General features: G+C 71.6%; 10 protein-coding genes and 2 tRNA genes. 9 read left to right on the forward strand and 3 right to left on the reverse strand.

The genetic code is table 11. From position 1 onward, the window contains the following. The first annotated feature begins 285 nt into the window (after positions 1–285). The 5 genes from ACIA8X_RS04245 to ACIA8X_RS04265 all read left to right on the forward strand — a co-directional run bounded on the left by ACIA8X_RS04245 (position 286) and on the right by ACIA8X_RS04265 (position 5,543). The gene (locus ACIA8X_RS04245) at positions 286–1,302 is read left to right on the forward strand and encodes a bifunctional MaoC family dehydratase N-terminal/OB-fold nucleic acid binding domain-containing protein (RefSeq protein ID WP_399457770.1); all 1,017 of its coding nucleotides are present in this window, start codon (positions 286–288) and stop codon (positions 1,300–1,302) included. A 29-nt stretch (positions 1,303–1,331) separates the two neighbouring features. Continuing rightward, positions 1,332–1,742: a MaoC family dehydratase gene (locus tag ACIA8X_RS04250; protein ID WP_399457723.1), complete on the forward strand. Its 411-nt coding sequence runs from the start codon at positions 1,332–1,334 to the stop codon at positions 1,740–1,742. Continuing rightward, a complete protein-coding gene (locus ACIA8X_RS04255; protein WP_399457724.1) occupies positions 1,739–2,905 on the forward strand; it encodes a lipid-transfer protein in 1,167 nt (388 codons plus the stop codon). Before ACIA8X_RS04250 ends, ACIA8X_RS04255 begins: the two co-directional genes overlap by 4 nt. A gap of 194 nt (positions 2,906–3,099) precedes the next feature. After that, positions 3,100–3,669 carry a SigE family RNA polymerase sigma factor gene (locus ACIA8X_RS04260; RefSeq protein WP_393455943.1) on the forward strand — a complete coding sequence of 190 codons (570 nt, stop codon included), beginning with the start codon at positions 3,100–3,102 and terminating at the stop codon, positions 3,667–3,669. Positions 3,670–3,899: 230 nt separating this feature from the next. Beyond that, positions 3,900–5,543: a long-chain fatty acid--CoA ligase gene (locus ACIA8X_RS04265; protein ID WP_393456335.1), complete on the forward strand. Its 1,644-nt coding sequence runs from the start codon at positions 3,900–3,902 to the stop codon at positions 5,541–5,543. 123 nt (positions 5,544–5,666) lie between these two features. On the opposite strand, the gene ACIA8X_RS04270 is transcribed toward ACIA8X_RS04265, so the two are convergent. Further along, on the reverse strand, positions 5,667–10,073 hold the full coding sequence (locus ACIA8X_RS04270; protein ID WP_399457725.1) for a PAS domain-containing protein: 4,407 nt from the start codon (positions 10,071–10,073) through the stop codon (positions 5,667–5,669). Between the two features lie 360 nt (positions 10,074–10,433). Continuing rightward, positions 10,434–10,943 carry an SSI family serine proteinase inhibitor gene (locus ACIA8X_RS04275; protein WP_399457726.1) on the reverse strand — a complete coding sequence of 170 codons (510 nt, stop codon included), beginning with the start codon at positions 10,941–10,943 and terminating at the stop codon, positions 10,434–10,436. A gap of 169 nt (positions 10,944–11,112) precedes the next feature. On the opposite strand from ACIA8X_RS04275, the gene ACIA8X_RS04280 reads away from it, so the two are divergent. The 4 genes from ACIA8X_RS04280 (at position 11,113) to ACIA8X_RS04295 (ending at position 12,508) form a co-directional block, all read left to right on the forward strand. Then, positions 11,113–11,203 (forward strand) — tRNA-Ser (locus ACIA8X_RS04280). Between the two features lie 206 nt (positions 11,204–11,409). Next, positions 11,410–11,482, forward strand: a tRNA-Arg gene (locus ACIA8X_RS04285). 85 nt (positions 11,483–11,567) lie between these two features. After that, positions 11,568–11,789: a hypothetical protein gene (locus ACIA8X_RS04290; RefSeq protein ID WP_393455951.1), complete on the forward strand. Its 222-nt coding sequence runs from the start codon at positions 11,568–11,570 to the stop codon at positions 11,787–11,789. A gap of 68 nt (positions 11,790–11,857) precedes the next feature. Continuing rightward, positions 11,858–12,508 (forward strand): MOSC domain-containing protein, encoded by a 651-nt coding sequence (locus ACIA8X_RS04295; protein ID WP_393455954.1) that lies wholly within the window; start codon positions 11,858–11,860, stop codon positions 12,506–12,508. A gap of 55 nt (positions 12,509–12,563) precedes the next feature. Here ACIA8X_RS04295 and ACIA8X_RS04300 read toward each other — a convergent pair whose 3' ends face one another. Beyond that, positions 12,564–15,521 carry a SpoIIE family protein phosphatase gene (locus ACIA8X_RS04300; protein ID WP_399457727.1) on the reverse strand — a complete coding sequence of 986 codons (2,958 nt, stop codon included), beginning with the start codon at positions 15,519–15,521 and terminating at the stop codon, positions 12,564–12,566. Between the last annotated feature and the right edge of the window lie 136 nt (positions 15,522–15,657).

The following is a 15,657-nucleotide window of genomic DNA, read 5'->3' on the forward strand; positions in this document are numbered from 1 at the left end:
TGCTCAGGCATCGGCCCCCTCGGATTGTGTGGGGTGTGCTCTGTGGGGTGTGACGCGTCTGCGCGGCGGTACTTCGGTGCCGCCGCGCAGACGTTTTCGCGTGGTCTTGACAGTGTGTTGTATCTGACGGACAGTCAGGAATCTTCGTGGGGCACGTGAGCGGCGCCTCGTGGAAGTTCCCGGAATCTGGTGGGAACCGGATCGGCGGTCGCGGTGTACCAGAAGTGTCAGTGCGATGAGCCGTGGGGCGATGAGGACGAGGGGGCGACGGTGAGCTACGAGCCGATGGTTAGCCAAGGGACGGAACCGGCCGACGAGTTCGCGACGCGGTTGAAGGTCTACGAGGGGCAGCGCGCCGCTGTGGCCCGCATGGGCAAGGACCCCGTCAACGCACCCATGATCAGGCACTGGTGCGAGGCGATGGGCGACACCAACCCGGCGTATTCGGGACCGGACGCCATCGCACCGCCCACCATGCTCCAGGCATGGACCATGAGCGGCCTCTTCGGCCATACGAGAGGCACGCACGCGTACGACGAACTGCTCGGCCTGCTCGACGAGGCGGGCTACTCCGCGGTGGTCGCCACCGACTGCGAGCAGGAGTATCTACGGCCTCTGCGGCCCGGGGACGAGATCACCTACGACTCGGTGATCGAGTCGGTGTCGGAGAGGAAGACGACGAAGCTCGGCACGGGGTACTTCGTCACGACCCGTATGGACGTCCGCGTCGGCACCGACCTCGCGGGCACCCACCGCTTCCGCATCCTCAAGTACGCGCCCCTACGTCAGCCCGGCCGGCCCGAGAAGCCGCCACGCCCTCACCCCGTCGTCAACCGCGACAACGCCGGCTTCTGGGAGGGCGTCCGCAGCCGCACCCTGCTCATCCAGCGCTGCACCGGCTGCGGCACCCTGCGCCACCCCTGGCTGCCCGGCTGCAACGCCTGCGGCGGGCCGGACTGGGACACGGTCGAGGCGAGCGGCCAGGGGACGGTCTATTCGTACGTCGTGATGCACCACCCACCGTTCCCGGCCTTCGACCCGCCCTACGCGGTCGGCCTGATCGAACTGGCCGAGGGCGTGCGGATGATCGGCAACGTGGTGGGTGTGCCGTACGACAAGGTGCGGATCGGACTGCCGGTGCGGCTCGAATTCCAGGACTGCGGCGAGGAGTTGGTGCTACCGGTCTGGCGAGCTCAGGAGGCTCAGGAGATTCAGCAGACGCAGGCAGTTCGGGAGACGCAGGAAATTCAGGAGACGCAGAAGAACCGGGAGGTTCCGGAGAACCAGGGGGCTGGAGTATGACGGGCGGCGCGGAAGCGGCGGAGAGGCGCATGAAGGCCGGAGACGAACTGCCGCCCCTGGAGATCCCGATCAGCCGCACTCTGATCGTCGCCGGGGCCATCGCCTCACGCGACTACCAGGATGTGCACCACGACGCGGAGCTGGCTCGCGAGAAGGGCTCCCCCGACATCTTCATGAACATCCTGACGACGAACGGCCTGGTCGGCCGCTACATCACCGACCACTTCGGACCGACGGCCGTACTGCGCAGAGTGGCGATACGGCTCGGGGCGCCCAACTACCCCGGAGACACGATGGTGTTGACGGGCAGGGTCGAGGAGCTCGACGGCGACACGGCGACGGTGCGGGTCGTCGGGGCGAACGGCGTCGGCAAACATGTGACCGGCACGGTGACGGTGACCATGCCGTCGGCCACCGGGCCCTCGGGGGGCGCCGCATGAGTGCGCGCACGAGGGACGCCCTCTCCGGCCGGGCGGCGATCGTCGGTGTCGGGGCCACCGAGTTCTCCAAGGACTCCGGGCGCAGCGAGCTCCGGCTGGCCGTGGAGGCGGTGCGGGCGGCCCTGGACGACGCGGGGCTGACGCCCGGGGACGTGGACGGGATGGTGACGTTCTCGATGGACACCAGCCCGGAGATCACCGTGGCCCAGGCCTGCGGGATGGGTGAGCTGTCCTTCTTCTCCCGCGTCCACTACGGCGGCGGCGCGGCCTGCGCGACCGTCCAGCAGGCGGCGCTCGCCGTGGCGACGGGGGTCGCGGAGGTGGTGGTCTGCTACCGGGCGTTCAACGAGCGGTCGGGGCGGCGCTTCGGCTCGGGCGTGCAGCACCGGGAACCCTCGGCGGAGGGGGTGGCGCTCGGCTGGTCACTGCCGTTCGGACTGCTCACGCCGGCCTCCTGGGTGGCGATGGCGGCCCAGCGGTATCTGCACACCTACGGGCTGGCGCCGGAGGTGTTCGGGCACGTGGCGGTCATGGACCGCAAGTACGCGTCGACCAACCCGGCCGCGTACTTCCACGGCAGACCCATCACCCTCGCCGACCACGCGGCCTCCCGCTGGATCGTCGAGCCGCTGCGGCTGCTGGACTGCTGTCAGGAGACGGACGGCGGCCAGGCGCTCGTCGTCACGTCCGTCGACCGGGCCCGTGATCTGCCCCACCCGCCGGCCGTCATAGCGGCGGCGGCACAGGGTGCCGGCCGGGGACAGGAGCAGATGACGAGCTTCTACCGGGACGACCTCACCGGCCTGCCGGAGATGGCCGTGGTGGCGCGGCAGCTGTGGCGGACGGCGGGGCTGGGGCCGGGGGAGATCGACGTGGGGATCCTGTACGACCACTTCACGCCGTTCGTGCTGATGCAGCTGGAGGAGTTCGGGTTCTGCGGAAAGGGGGAGGCCGGGGACTTCGTGGCCGAGGAGCGGCTGCCGCTCAACACCCACGGGGGGCAGCTCGGGGAGGCGTATCTGCATGGGATGAACGGCATAGCGGAGGGGGTGAGGCAGGTGCGGGGGACGTCCGTGAACCAGATACCCGGGGCGGGGCGGGTGCTGGTGACGGCCGGTACGGGGGTGCCGACGTCGGGGCTGGTCTTGGCCGCCGATGGGTGACCCCAGCCCTGCCACGCGGACGCCCCCGGCCTCGCCGCCGACGGATGACCCCCAGGGGTAATCCCGCAGTATGTGTCCCCCGCTCGTCCACCTTCAGTAGGTGGAGTCAGCCCCACCCCTACAACCTGAGGCGGACGCTGCTTCGGCACCTGCGGCCGATCCGCTGAAGTGGGGGTCGCTCATAGCGTGGAGCCATGACCACACCCGTCTGCACCAGCGCTTCCGACGCCGCTACATCAGCGAGGCAGACCTTTCCGCACGCGGCGACGTACCCCTCGTTCACGTCGTACGTGCGGGCCCGCCAGCCGGTGCTGCTGCGTACCGCCCGGTCGCTGACCGCGAACCCGAGCGACGCGGAGGACCTGCTGCAGACCGCGCTCACCAAGACATACGTGGCCTGGGAGCGGATCGAGGACCATCGTGCGCTCGACGGCTATGTGCGCAGGGCGCTGCTGAACACGCGGACGTCGCAGTGGCGCAAGCGCAAGGTCGACGAGTTCGCCTGCGACGAGCTGCCGGAGCCGGAGCCCATGCCGGGCGGTGACGACCCCGCGGAGCAGCAGGCACTGCACGACGCCATGTGGCGCGCGATCATGCGGCTGCCGGCGCGGCAGCGGGCGATGGTCGTCCTGCGCTACTACGAGGACCTCAGCGAGGTGCAGACCGCCGAGGTGCTCGGGGTCTCCGTGGGCACGGTGAAGTCCGCGGTGTCACGGGCGCTCGGGAAGCTGCGCGAGGATCCTGAGCTGGGGTTGGTGCGGTAGGTGGCACCCGACACGGTCGGCAGTGAGGTCCCCCACCCTGGACAGGTCCCATACCCCCGGATGGGTCCCCACCCCCGGACAGGCCCTAGCCGCAGAACTCTGTGAACGCAACGTGACGTGATCGATCGCCCGGCCCTAGTGACATACCGCGCGGTATGCGCGCAGAATCTCCGCAACCCTTACTACCGCGTAGGCAATGTCGCCCCCGGGAGGACGCCGTGCTGAGCACCATGCAGGACGTACCGCTGTTGATCTCCAGGATCCTGACCCACGGGTCCACGATCCACGGCTCATCGCAGGTCACCAGCTGGACGGGCGAGGCGGAGCCGCACCGCCGTTCCTTCGCCGAGGTCGGTGCGCGTTCGGCGCAGCTGGCGCACGCCCTGCGCGAGGACCTGGGCGTCGCCGGCGACGAGCGGGTCGCGACCCTGATGTGGAACAACGCCGAGCACGTCGAGGCCTACTTCGCGATCCCCTCCATGGGCGCGGTGCTGCACACCCTCAACCTGCGCCTTCCGGCCGAGCAGTTGGTCTGGATCGTCAACCACGCCGCCGACCGGGTCGTCATCGCCAACGGTTCGCTCCTCCCCCTGCTCGCCCCGCTGCTCCCGCACCTCAAGACGGTCGAGCACGTGGTCGTGTCGGGGCCGGGTGACCGTTCCCTCCTCGCCGGCGCCTCCGCCCAGGTGCACGAGTACGAGGAACTGATCGCCGGCAAGCCGATCACGTACGACTGGCCGGAGCTGGACGAGCGGCAGGCCGCCGCCATGTGCTACACCTCCGGTACCACGGGCGACCCGAAGGGCGTCGTCTACTCGCACCGTTCCATCTACCTGCACTCCATGCAGGTCAACATGGCCCAGTCGATGGGCCTGACGGACCAGGACACCTCGCTCGTGGTGGTCCCGCAGTTCCACGTCAACGCCTGGGGCCTGCCGCACGCCACCTTCATGACCGGCGTCAACATGCTGATGCCGGACCGCTTCCTGCAGCCCGCGCCCCTCGCCGAGATGATCGAGAGCGAGAAGCCCACCCACGCGGCCGCCGTGCCCACCATCTGGCAGGGCCTGCTCGCCGAGCTCAACGCCAAGCCCCGCGACGTCTCCTCCCTCGGCCAGGTCACGATCGGTGGCTCGGCCTGCCCGCCCTCGCTCATGCAGGCCTTCGACAAGCTGGGCATGCGGGTCTGCCACGCCTGGGGCATGACGGAGACCTCCCCGCTCGGCACGATCGCCCGTCCGCCGGCCCACGCGGTGGGTACGGAGGAGGAGTTCGGGTACCGACTGACCCAGGGCCGCTTCCCCGCCTCCGTCGAGGCCCGCCTCACCGGCCCCGGTGGCGAGCGCATCCCCTGGGACGGCGAGTCGGCAGGCGAGCTGGAGGTCCGCGGCCCCTGGATCGCGGGCGCCTACTACAACGGCCCGGACGCCGAACCCCTGCGCCCCGCCGACAAGTTCAGCGAGGACGGCTGGCTGAAGACCGGCGACGTCGGCACCATCTCCGCCGACGGCTTCCTCACCCTGACCGACCGCGCCAAGGACGTCATCAAGTCCGGCGGCGAGTGGATCTCCTCGGTCGATCTGGAGAACGCGCTGATGTCCCACCCGGACGTCGCCGAGGCCGCCGTCGTCGCCGTCCCCGACGACAAGTGGGGCGAGCGCCCGCTGGCCACGGTCGTCCTCAAGGAGGGCGCCACCGCCGACTTCGAGACCCTGCGCGCCTTCCTCGCCGAGGAGGGCAAGATCGCCAGGTGGCAGCTCCCGGAGCGCTGGACGGTCATCCCGGCGGTGCCGAAGACGAGCGTCGGCAAGTTCGACAAGAAGGTGCTGCGCAGGCAGTACGCCGAGGGCGGCCTGGACGTCACCCAGCTCTGACGTTCCGCAGGTGAAGCTCTGACGCTCCGCGGGTGAAGTGGGGAACTGCCGTATGCCGACCGCGGGTGATCCGTGGTTGCTCGCGCAGTTCCCCACGCCCCTTTCGGGGCGCTTCACCCGTCCTTAGTTGGTCCCGATCCGGGACAGCAGATCCACGATCCGGCTCTGCACCTCGGCGCTGGTGGAGCGCTCCGCGAGGAACAGGACCGTCTCGCCGGAGGCCAGCCGTGGCAGGTCGGCCTGGTCGACGGCGGCGGTGTAGACGACGAGCGGGGTGCGGTTGAGCTGGCCGTTCGCGCGCAGCCAGTCCACGATCCCGGCCCGGCGCCGGTGCACCTGCATCAGGTCCATCACGACCAGGTTCGGCCGGAAGTCGCCCGCCAGCGCCACCGCGTCGGCGTCGCTCGCGGCCCGCGCCACCTGCATCCCGCGCCGCTCCAGCGTCGCGGTCAGCGCCAGCGCGATCTCCGCGTGCTCCTCGATGAGCAGGACGCGCGGCGGATGCTGCTCGGTGTCCCGGGGCGCCAGCGCCTTCAGCAGTACGGCGGGATCGGCGCCGTACGCCGCCTCCCGCGAGGCCTGTCCGAGCCCCGCCGTCACCATCACCGGCACCTCGGCCGCGACCGCGGCCTGCCGCAGCGACTGCAGCGCGGTCCGTGTGATCGGCCCGGTCAGCGGGTCGACGAACAGCGCGGCCGGGAACGCCGCGATCTGCGCGTCGACCTCCTCGCGCGAGTGCACGATGACCGGTCGGTAGCCGCGATCGCTCAGCGCCTGCTGGGTCGTCACGTCCGGCGCCGGCCACACCAGCAGCCGCCGCGGGTTGTCGAGCGGCTCCGGCGGCAGCTCGTCGTCCATCGGCTGCGGGCGCGGGGTGTCGGCGACCTCGATGGCGCCGCCCGGCCCGTCCAGGGGCTCCGGACCCTCGGCGGCGTTCTCGTCCGGCGCGCCTATGGCGTACGACCGCCCGGCGCCCTCGGTGATCGGCGCCAGCCGCGTCTGTCCCGCCTGCGACGGCTGGGCCTGCCCGCCGAGCGACGGCTGCGCGGGTACCGGTTGCGCGGGCACGGGTTGCGCGGGCACCGGCTTCTCGGCCGGCGGATGCGGCCGCGCCGTCTGCTCGGTCGAGGCGGACGCCCGCGTGGCGGGGTCGGGCGGCGTCCCCAACTTGCGGCGTCGTCCGCCACCGTTGGTCTGATGCGGGGGAGGCGTGGCCGACGACTGGGATGGCTGGGACGACTGGGGCGGCTGAGCCGGCTGAGACGTTTGTGCCGGCTGCAGGGCTTGCGGGGCCTGCGGAGCCTGCGTGGGCTGTTGCACCTGCGTCGCCTGCCGCGTGAACGGCACCCCCTGCCCCAACGTCCGCACACTGATCGCCCGACCCTGCGTGGAGTTCGGGTCCACGGGTGCGCCCGGCGCGGCAGGAGCGGCGGCCTCGGCCGGGAGAGGCTGCGCCGCACGCTGCGGCCGGCCGGCCGACGCGGGCGCGGCCTCGGGAGGCAGCGGGGTGCCCGGAGCCGGAGTCCCGGGGGCGGGCTGGGGCTGGGCCTGCGGAGAGGTGTTCGGGTTCGCCGGTACGGCCGTACCGGCGCCGGAGGTGTCGTCGGCGGCGGGCCACGGCTGAGGGGCCGGCGTGCCCTGCGCGGGGACGCCCTGACCGGGTGTCTCGGTGGCGAGAGGCTGCCCCTGCGGTACGGGGACCGGCTGCCCCGGAGCCGCCTGCCCGGGCGCACCCTGAGCAGCGGCGGCCTGCGTCGCGGCGTCCGGCGCAGACGTACCGGCCGCTTCCGCCGGCTGGCCCACGGCCCGTCGGCGACGCCCGGTCGGCGCGCTGGTCGGATGCGGCTGCGGCGGGGTGTGGTCCTCGGCCTGGTCGTGCGGCACGGCGTCGTGCCGACCCTCGTCGACGAGTACGTCACCGGGGGCTCCGTGCCCGGGAACCTGGCCCCGGCCGCCCTGCCCCTGCTGAGCCTGCACGGGAGCCGGACCCTGCCCCTGCGCCGGAACCGACGCGGGAGCCATTGGCGAAGCCGGAACTACAGCCGTACCGGCAGGACCCACAGCCGTACCGGCAGGACCCACAGCCGTACCCGCGGGCGTCGCGGCCACAGCCGTACCCGCAGGCGTCGCAGCCGCGGCCGGAGCCGAAGTCGGCTCAGCGCCGCCCTGTTCCTCCGCCCCGGCGGCGGGCCCTCGGTCCGCTTCGGCGGGCGGCAGCGCGAACACCTTCCGCGGCCCCGCCTCCTGTGCCTGCCCGGCCGCCCGCTCCTGCGCCGCGGCGAGCGCACGCCGACGCCGTCCGGTCGGCTGAGCAGCCTCGCCCGAGTCGGCCGTACCGGACCCGGAGGGCGACTGTCCGCCGTCACCGGCCGCAGGCAGCGCGGGCGGCAGAGCGTGCTGCTCCCCGCCGTCACGCCGGGCACGTCGACCACTCGGCGCGGGTACGCCCTGCGGCGGTACGGTCCCGCCCAGGCCGTTCCCGGTGGCCGCGGTGCCCGCCGCATGCTCGGCGGCCGTCATGACAGCGCCCTCGGAGACACCGTCCCCGCCGTCCCCGGCGTCGTCGGCCGGTCGCCCGCGGCGCCGTCCGGTACCGCCGGAGACGTCGTCGCCACCGTCTCCCGCACCCTGGGGGAGCGCCGGGGCGGCCGAGCGCCTGCGCCGCCGTCCGGTGGGCGCCGCGCCCTCGGCATCGGCGCTCTCGGCGTCGGCACCGGGCGTGTCGCTCTCCAGGAAGGCGTCGACGGAGGACCGCCGGGCCCGCCGCCGCCCGCTCCCGCCACCTTGCTCGCTCTCCACGGGGGCACCCTCGGCCCCGTCACCGGCCTGGGCCGCGACGGAGTCGACGGGGGAGGCGGAAACAGCCCCGGCCCCACCCCCGATCGGCACTTCGAGGACGAACGCACTGCCGCTCATCCCCGGCACGTCGTGCGTCTGCAGCACCCCACCGTGAGCCCGCACGATCCCGCGCACGATCGGCTCGTGCACCGGGTCTCCCCCGGCGTACGGCCCGCGCACCTCGATCCGTACGACCTCACCGCGCTGCGCCGCCGCGACGACCACGGTGTTGTCCATGTAACCGCCCGCCGACACCGGCGAGTTGCCGGTCGCGTCGACCCCCGCGACATCCGCGACGAGATGCGCGAGCGCGGTCGCCAGGCGCTGCGGGTCGACCTCGGCCTCGATGGGCGGCGCGTGCACGGCGAACTGCACCCGCCCCGGCCCGATGAGCTCGACGGCCCCGTCGACACCCGCGGCGACGACGGCGTCCAGCATCACCTTCGTACGGGAGACCCCGTCACCACCGGAGTCGAGCAGCTGGTACTGGAGCACGTTGTCGATCAGGGTCGTGATCCGCGAGTACCCGGCGGACAGGTGATGGAGCACCTGGTTGGCCTCGGGCCACAACTGCCCCGCGTCGTCCGCGGCGAGCGCGGCCAGCTCTCGGCGCAGCTCGTCGAGCGGCCCGCGCAGCGAACCCCCGAGCAGCGTCAGCAACTGCTCGTGCCGACCCGCCAGCGCCTCGTAGCGGTCCTTCTCCCGCTCCCCGAGCGCGGCGTACCGCTCCTCACCCGCGGCGAGCTCCTCCTGGTGCCCTTCCTGCAGCTCCTCGACCTCGGCCACGTGCTTCTGCCGCAGCGCGGTCAGCTCGGAGGCGTGCTCCTCGGCGAGCCGCTCCAGCTCCTGCGCGTGCTGCCGCTCGGCGGCGTCCTTCTCCTCGGCGAGGGTGTCGTAGGGCCGACGGTCGGTGAAGGTCATCACGGCGCCGACGAGCTGCTCGCCGTCGCGCACGGGGGCGGTCGTCAGGTCGACGGACACCTTGTCCCCGCCCTTGGACCACAGCACCTGCCCCCGCACCCGGTGCTTGCGCCCGGAGCGCAGGGTGTCGGCGAGCGGGGACTCCTCGTACGGGAAGGGTGACCCGTCCGGACGCGAATGCAGCACGAGCGTGTGCAGCTCCCGCCCGCCGAGATCACTGGCCCGGTAACCCAGTATCTGAGCGGCGGCCGGATTGACGAGGACGATCCGCCCGTCGGTGTCGGTCCCGACCACACCCTCGGCCGCGGCCCGCAGGATCATCTCGGTCTGCCGCTGCGAACGCGCCAGCTCGGCCTCGGTGTCGACGGTCCCGGTCAGATCCCGTACGACGAGCATGAGCAGCTCGTCACCGCTGTACCCGTACCCGTCGTAAGCCTGCTGCCCGTTCTCAAGATTCGCGGACGTGACCTCGACCGGGAACTCGGTCCCGTCCGTCCGCCGCGCCATCATCCGGGTCGGCTTGGTCCGCCCCTGCGGGTCCATGTGATCGGGCCGCCGCATGGACCCCGGAATCAGCTTGGAGTCGAAGTGCGGCAGCAGATCGAGCAGCCCGCGCCCGACCAGTGCGGTCCCGGGCGCCTCGAAGGTCTCCAGGGCGATGGTGTTGGCGTTGACGACGGTCCCATTGGCGTTGACCAGCACCAACGCGTCGGGCAGCGCGTCGAGTATGGCTGCGAGGCGAGCAGCGCCTCGGGATGGCCTGCTGCTCACGAGACGCTTCCTCCCTGTTACCGCACCTTGCCGACCGCTCGGGCCATCTTGCCAACCGGCCCGCGACGTGTCACGCGAGGGAGTCTAAGGGCTGGGGTTGCGCTCGCGACGCCGGATGAGAGGGAGGTCGCACGACGAAGTGACCCAGAACGTATGACCGCCTGTGCAGATGCCCTGCCCACCGTCCTTGCAGCACCCTTCCGACTTCGCGAGACCTTCGCGGGACATTTACGGACCCGGTGCTTCCCCCTTGGAATGTCCGTACGAGGGCTGTACGACGACGTACCGGAGCCCCTGCTTCCCGGCTCCGGCGAGGCGCGAGGCGCGAGGCGCGAGGGGCGAGAGCCGAAAGGTGGTGGCCTACGCCTGCCCCGCCTGCCCCAGATCGGGAAGTACGGGCACGAGCCGGTCCCACCGCCCGATCTGACACCCGTCACCGCGGTCGTACCGCGCGTCGACGGGCCGCCCGGCCCAGGTCCCGGTGACATGCGCGGTGGCGGGACCGCCGTACTGCATGGTGCACAGGGTGTCCTTGGGTACGGGGGCGAAGGCGTCCGTACCCCACCGGGTGCCGCGATCGAGTGCGGCACAGGCGTCGGCGACGTCGGGATGGTCGCCGCCACCGGGGTGGCAGTACAGCTCGTAGGTCCCGTCGTGGCCGTCGCCGGCGTCGCGGACGGTGACGGTGAGGTGGTCGCCGGAGCGGCCGGGCTCTTGGAGGGACGGGAGCGTGAGGGGCAGCGGTGCGGCCTGGGCGTATGCCGAGGCGGGCGCGACGGTGGCGGAGCCGACGGCGACGAGGGATCCGGCGGTGACGAAGAGGAGCCGCCTCAGGCGGCCGGCCGTGGCGGAACGATTGACCTGCAACATGACCTGACTAACGTCGCGCGCCCCCCGACGTTGCGCCTCGCGCACCGCGCCGAGAAGGGCTTTGCCCTGTGGCCTCCCTGCCTAGTACCGTGGACGTCGATTGGTGACACCACGCTCGACTGTGTCATCATCTGCACGCACCAATCGCGCTCGCGCGTGCGGCTGTGTTGGAGGCGTCGCCTAGTCCGGTCTATGGCGCCGCACTGCTAATGCGGTTTGGGCCTTAAAGCCCATCGAGGGTTCAAATCCCTCCGCCTCCGCGCTCGATCACGAAGCCCCGGTCCACAGGACCGGGGCTTCGTCGTTCGACGGCTCGCTGCCGACTACCGCTCTCAGAGGCATTTCCCCAGGTCACAAGGGGTGCGGCTAATGGATTTCACATGGCGGCGCCGGTCATGTAATGTTCTTCCTGTCGCCGCGAGCGGGCCGGAAGGGCCGGGAGCGGCGAAAAAAGAAAACAAAACAAGCACTCGTAGCTTAACGGATAGAGCATCTGACTACGGATCAGAAGGTTGCAGGTTCGAATCCTGCCGAGTGCACACTGAGCAGAGGCCCCGGAGAGATCCGGGGCCTTCTGGTGTTTCGGGTCGTGATCGGGTCGTAGAGATTCCGGGGGGCGCGGGCATGGAGACGACTCAGCGTGTGATCCGTCGGAGTGCGTTGTTCTCCAGGCTCCTCTTCGCCCTGTGGTGCTTGGCGCTGCTTCTTCTGATCTACACCCTGATCCGGCAGAACCTGCCCAGTGGGGCGACCCGCGGCTGGCCTTGGAAACTCCGGCTCTTGGATCTTCAGAGTGCGGTCGCGGTCGTGCTGGCGACCGGGGGGATGGTTCCGCCGATCCTCTGAGTTCCCGACTGGTCTCCGGAGGGAAATCCGGTCGCCGACGGCCGCGGGCGGGCCGTACCGTCGTCCGAATGAAGCTGCTTTCCGTCAATATCGGCAAGCCTCGGCCCAACCCCTGGAAGGGGCTCGGTGCGACGGGTATCGACAAGCGGCCCGTGGACGGGGCGGTCGCCGTCGGTGAGCCCGGGCCCAAGGGCACCGGTGCGGTGGGGCTGGCGGGGGACCGTGTCTACGACCTACGCCACCATGGTGGTCCCGACCAGGCCGTGTACGCCTACGCCCGTGAGGACCTTGACGTGTGGCAGGCGGAGCTGGGGCGGTCGCTGGCCAACGGCGTGTTCGGTGAGAACCTCACGACCCTCGGGCTGGACGTCAACGGCGCGGTGATCGGGGAGCGTTGGCGTATCGGGGCCGGTGTGGTGCTGGAGGTTTCGTGTCCGCGGATCCCGTGCGGGACGTTCCAGGGGTGGCTGGAGCAGGACGGCTGGATCAAGCGGTTCACGCTGGCCGCCCTGCCGGGCACGTATCTGCGGGTGATCGAGGCCGGCGACATCCGGGCCGGTGACCGCGTCGAGGTCGTTCACCAGCCTGACCACGACGTGACCGTCGCCGTCGCCTTCCGTGCGCTGACCCGCGAAGCGGACCTGCTGCCGCGGCTGTTGGCCGTCGAGGCACTGCCGGAGGAGATGAGGGAGCAGGTTCACCGGCGTACGGCCGGATAGCGGATAGCGGCCCTGGCGCCTGCCAGTAGCTCCTCCTACGGCTCCCCCACTGCCCTCACAGCTCCCCGTCCCCGAAACCCAACCCGTCCAAGTCCCCGTCGAAGTCCTCCCCCAACCCCGCCACCCCTAAGAACATCCCCTCCAGCGGATCGGCCGCCCCCGACTCCCCCCGCACCGCCTGCTCCGTCCAGATGCACTTGCCGGTCGGTGTGTACCGCGTCCCCCACCGCTGCGACAGTGCCGTGACCAGCTGCAGACCCCGGCCTCCCTCGTCGGTCTCCGTCGCCCGGCGGATGCGCGGCATCGTCAGGCTGCCGTCGAAGACCTCGCAGATCAGGTCGGCGCCGTGCAGGAGGCGTAGGCGTAGGGGGCCTCTGGCGTGGCGGATGACGTTGCCGACGAGTTCGCTGGCCAGTAGTTCGGTCGTGGGGGTCAGGGCGTCGAGGCCCCAGGCCGCCAGCTGGTCGCGGATCAGGGCGCGGGCCTGGCCCGCTGCTCTGGGGTTGTCGGGGAGGGGCCAGGAGGCCATGCGGGAGGTGGGCAGTGCGTGCAGGCGGGCGAGGAGGAAGGCCGCGTCGTCGGCGGCCTGGTGGTCGGCGGGGAGGAGGGCGGCCGTGATCCGTTCGCAGAGGTGTTCCAGGTCCTTGGCCGTGCCGTCCGTGTGGGAGCTGGCGAGGACGTCGGCGAGCGCCGCCATGCCCTCGTCCATCTCGCGCTTCGACGACTCCACCAGGCCGTCGGTGTAGAGGACGAGCACGCTGCCCTCGGGGACCTGGATCTCGGTGGTCTCGAAGGGGGGTTCCGCCGCGCCGAGGGGCGGGTCGGCCGACAGGGGCGGGAACACCACCGTGCCGTCCGGGTGGAGCAGGGCGGGTGGCGGGTGGCCCGCCCTCGCTATGGAACAGCTCCTCGTCGTGGAGTCGTACAACGCGTACAGACACGTCACGTACGACTCCTCGCCCATGGCCCCGACGATGTCGTTGAGGTGGCTCATGATCTCGTCGGGCGGGAGTTCGAGGTCGGCCAGGGTGTGGACCGCCGTGCGCAGGCGGCCCATCGTCGCCGCCTCCGGGAGGCCGTGGCCCATGACGTCGCCGACGACCAGTGCCACCTGGCCGCCGGAGAGCGGGATGATGTCGTACCAGTCGCCGCCGACGTCCATGCCCTGGCCGGCCGGGAGGTAGCGGGCCGCGGCCGTGCAGGCGGGGAGGGCGGGCAGGTCGCGGGGGAGCAGGCTGCGCTGGAGTTCGCGGGACCGGGTGTGTTCGGCGTCAAAGAGGCGGGCGCGTTCCAGGGCCTGGGCGACCAGGGCGCTGGTCGCGGTCAGCAGGGTGCGCTCCTCGTCGGTGAGACGGCGCGGGTGGTCGAAGGTGACCGCGCAGATGCCGAAGGTGTGGCCGGAGGCGGTGAGGGGGAGCAGCGCCCAGGCCTGCTTGCCGGCGCGGGCGGGCAGCTCGGCGTCCTCGGGGTAGCGGGCGATGAACTCCTGCCGGGAGGACATGAACAGGGGCGCGCCGGCCAGTATCGCGTCCCACAGGGGGCTGGGTTCCGTACGCTCGCGGCCGTCGAGGACGGCGAGGACGTCGGCCGGGTAGCCGACCGATCCGACGGTGTGCAGCCGGTCGCCCTCCACGGCCTGCACCACAAGGCCGGTCGCCTCGAACGGCGGCAGCACCCTGCGGGCGACCGCGTCCACCACGTCCTTCGAGGTCGTCGCCTTGGCGAGCGCGGCCGTCAACTCCGCTATCCGCGCGGCCCGTTCGGACGCAGCCCGCTCGGCGGACCGGCGCTCCTCCTCAAGGCGGCGCTTCTCGGTGACGTCGGTGAAGTAGATCGTGCGGCCGTCGGGGCCCGGGACCAGGCGCAGGTGGCACAGACGGCCGTTGGGCAGCCGTACGTCGAAGCTGACCGACTTCTCCGCGGTGGCCGCCTGCCGGCAGCGGATCTCCAGGCCGGGCACCTGCTCAGCGGCGGGCAGGTCCCACAGCAGCCGGCCGAACAGCTCCTCCTCGGAGTAGCCGAGGGTGCGTTCGGCCTCCACGTTGGCGAAGGTGATCCGCCAGTCGTCGTCCATCGCGAGGAAGCCGTCGCTCATGTGGCGCAGGGCCCGGCCGAGCGCGTCACGGGCGGAGCGGGGTTCGTCGCTGTCCCAGCCCACGCCGATCATCCGGTGCGGCTCGCCGTTCTCGTCGTACGTCACCCTGGCGCGAGCCTGGGTCCAGCCCCAGGTGCCGTCGAGCTTGCGCACCCGGTACTCGGCCTCGAAGACGCCGTCGTCGATGATCGCCCGGTCCGCCGCGGCCAGGGTCGGCGCCAGGTCGTCGGGGTGGACGCAGCGCATCCAGCACTCGACCTTGCCGGTGAAGTCCTGCGGCCGGGTGCCGTAGAGCTCCAGGGCGGCGTCGTCCCAGATCAGGTCGCCGCTGCGGATGTTCCAGTCCCAGGAGCCGACGCTGACCTCCTTCAGGGCCTGGCGCAGGCGCCCGCTGTTCTGCTCCGGCAGTACGGGTCCGATGGGCGGCGGTGCCTGGACCATCCGGTCCTCGGCCCAGGCGATGAGGGCGCGCAGGAACTCCCAGTGCTCGGGGGCCGGTTCGCCCTGGTCGCCCATGAGGACGGTGAGGGCGCCGGTGCTGCGGTGACCGTTGCGCATCGGCAGCGCGGCCAGGCCGGTGCCGGGCCAGCCGGCGTCCGGAGTGTCGATGGTCCCGATGGTCCCGATGGTCCCGACGGTCCCGGACGGGCTCAGCGGGACCCAGACGCCGCTGCCCTCGTGCAGTGCGCGGGCCGGGGCCAGCGGGCCCTCCTGGTCGATGATCTCCCAGCGGCGGGTGAGGGCGGGCGGAAGTCCGGTCGTCGACACCAGGCGCAGCGCGGACATCGGGCCCCGCAGATGGATCATGCCGCCGAGCGCGCCCAGCTCGCCCACCGCGTGCTGCAGGGCCAGCCGGAAGACCTCGCTTTCCGCGACACCGGGGGCCACCGTGCCGAGCAGTGCCAGCCGAGCGTTCATGCTGCGGACTTTACCGTTCCGGGCTCAACCAATTCGATGCTTCGCAAGATCCTTACGCCCCTCACCCGGCCGGTCGACATGCTGTCAACAGCCAATACGTACCGTGGAGTTGACCCCTCCGGCTTAGCATCACTCG

The organism is Streptomyces sp. NPDC051738 (assembly GCF_044453205.1).
Lineage (GTDB): Bacteria > Actinomycetota > Actinomycetes > Streptomycetales > Streptomycetaceae > Streptomyces.

Coding starts and splice junctions, on each gene's coding strand:
- ACIA8X_RS04250 (WP_399457723.1), top strand. CDS start 1,332: ATGAAGGCCGGAGACGAACTGCCGCCCCTGGAGATCCCGATCAGCCGC.
- ACIA8X_RS04300 (WP_399457727.1), bottom strand. CDS start 15,521: ATGAACGCTCGGCTGGCACTGCTCGGCACGGTGGCCCCCGGTGTCGCG.
- ACIA8X_RS04260 (WP_393455943.1), top strand. CDS start 3,100: ATGACCACACCCGTCTGCACCAGCGCTTCCGACGCCGCTACATCAGCG.
- ACIA8X_RS04295 (WP_393455954.1), top strand. CDS start 11,858: ATGAAGCTGCTTTCCGTCAATATCGGCAAGCCTCGGCCCAACCCCTGG.
- ACIA8X_RS04275 (WP_399457726.1), bottom strand. CDS start 10,943: ATGTTGCAGGTCAATCGTTCCGCCACGGCCGGCCGCCTGAGGCGGCTC.
- ACIA8X_RS04245 (WP_399457770.1), top strand. CDS start 286: ATGGTTAGCCAAGGGACGGAACCGGCCGACGAGTTCGCGACGCGGTTG.
- ACIA8X_RS04265 (WP_393456335.1), top strand. CDS start 3,900: ATGCAGGACGTACCGCTGTTGATCTCCAGGATCCTGACCCACGGGTCC.
- ACIA8X_RS04255 (WP_399457724.1), top strand. CDS start 1,739: ATGAGTGCGCGCACGAGGGACGCCCTCTCCGGCCGGGCGGCGATCGTC.
- ACIA8X_RS04290 (WP_393455951.1), top strand. CDS start 11,568: ATGGAGACGACTCAGCGTGTGATCCGTCGGAGTGCGTTGTTCTCCAGG.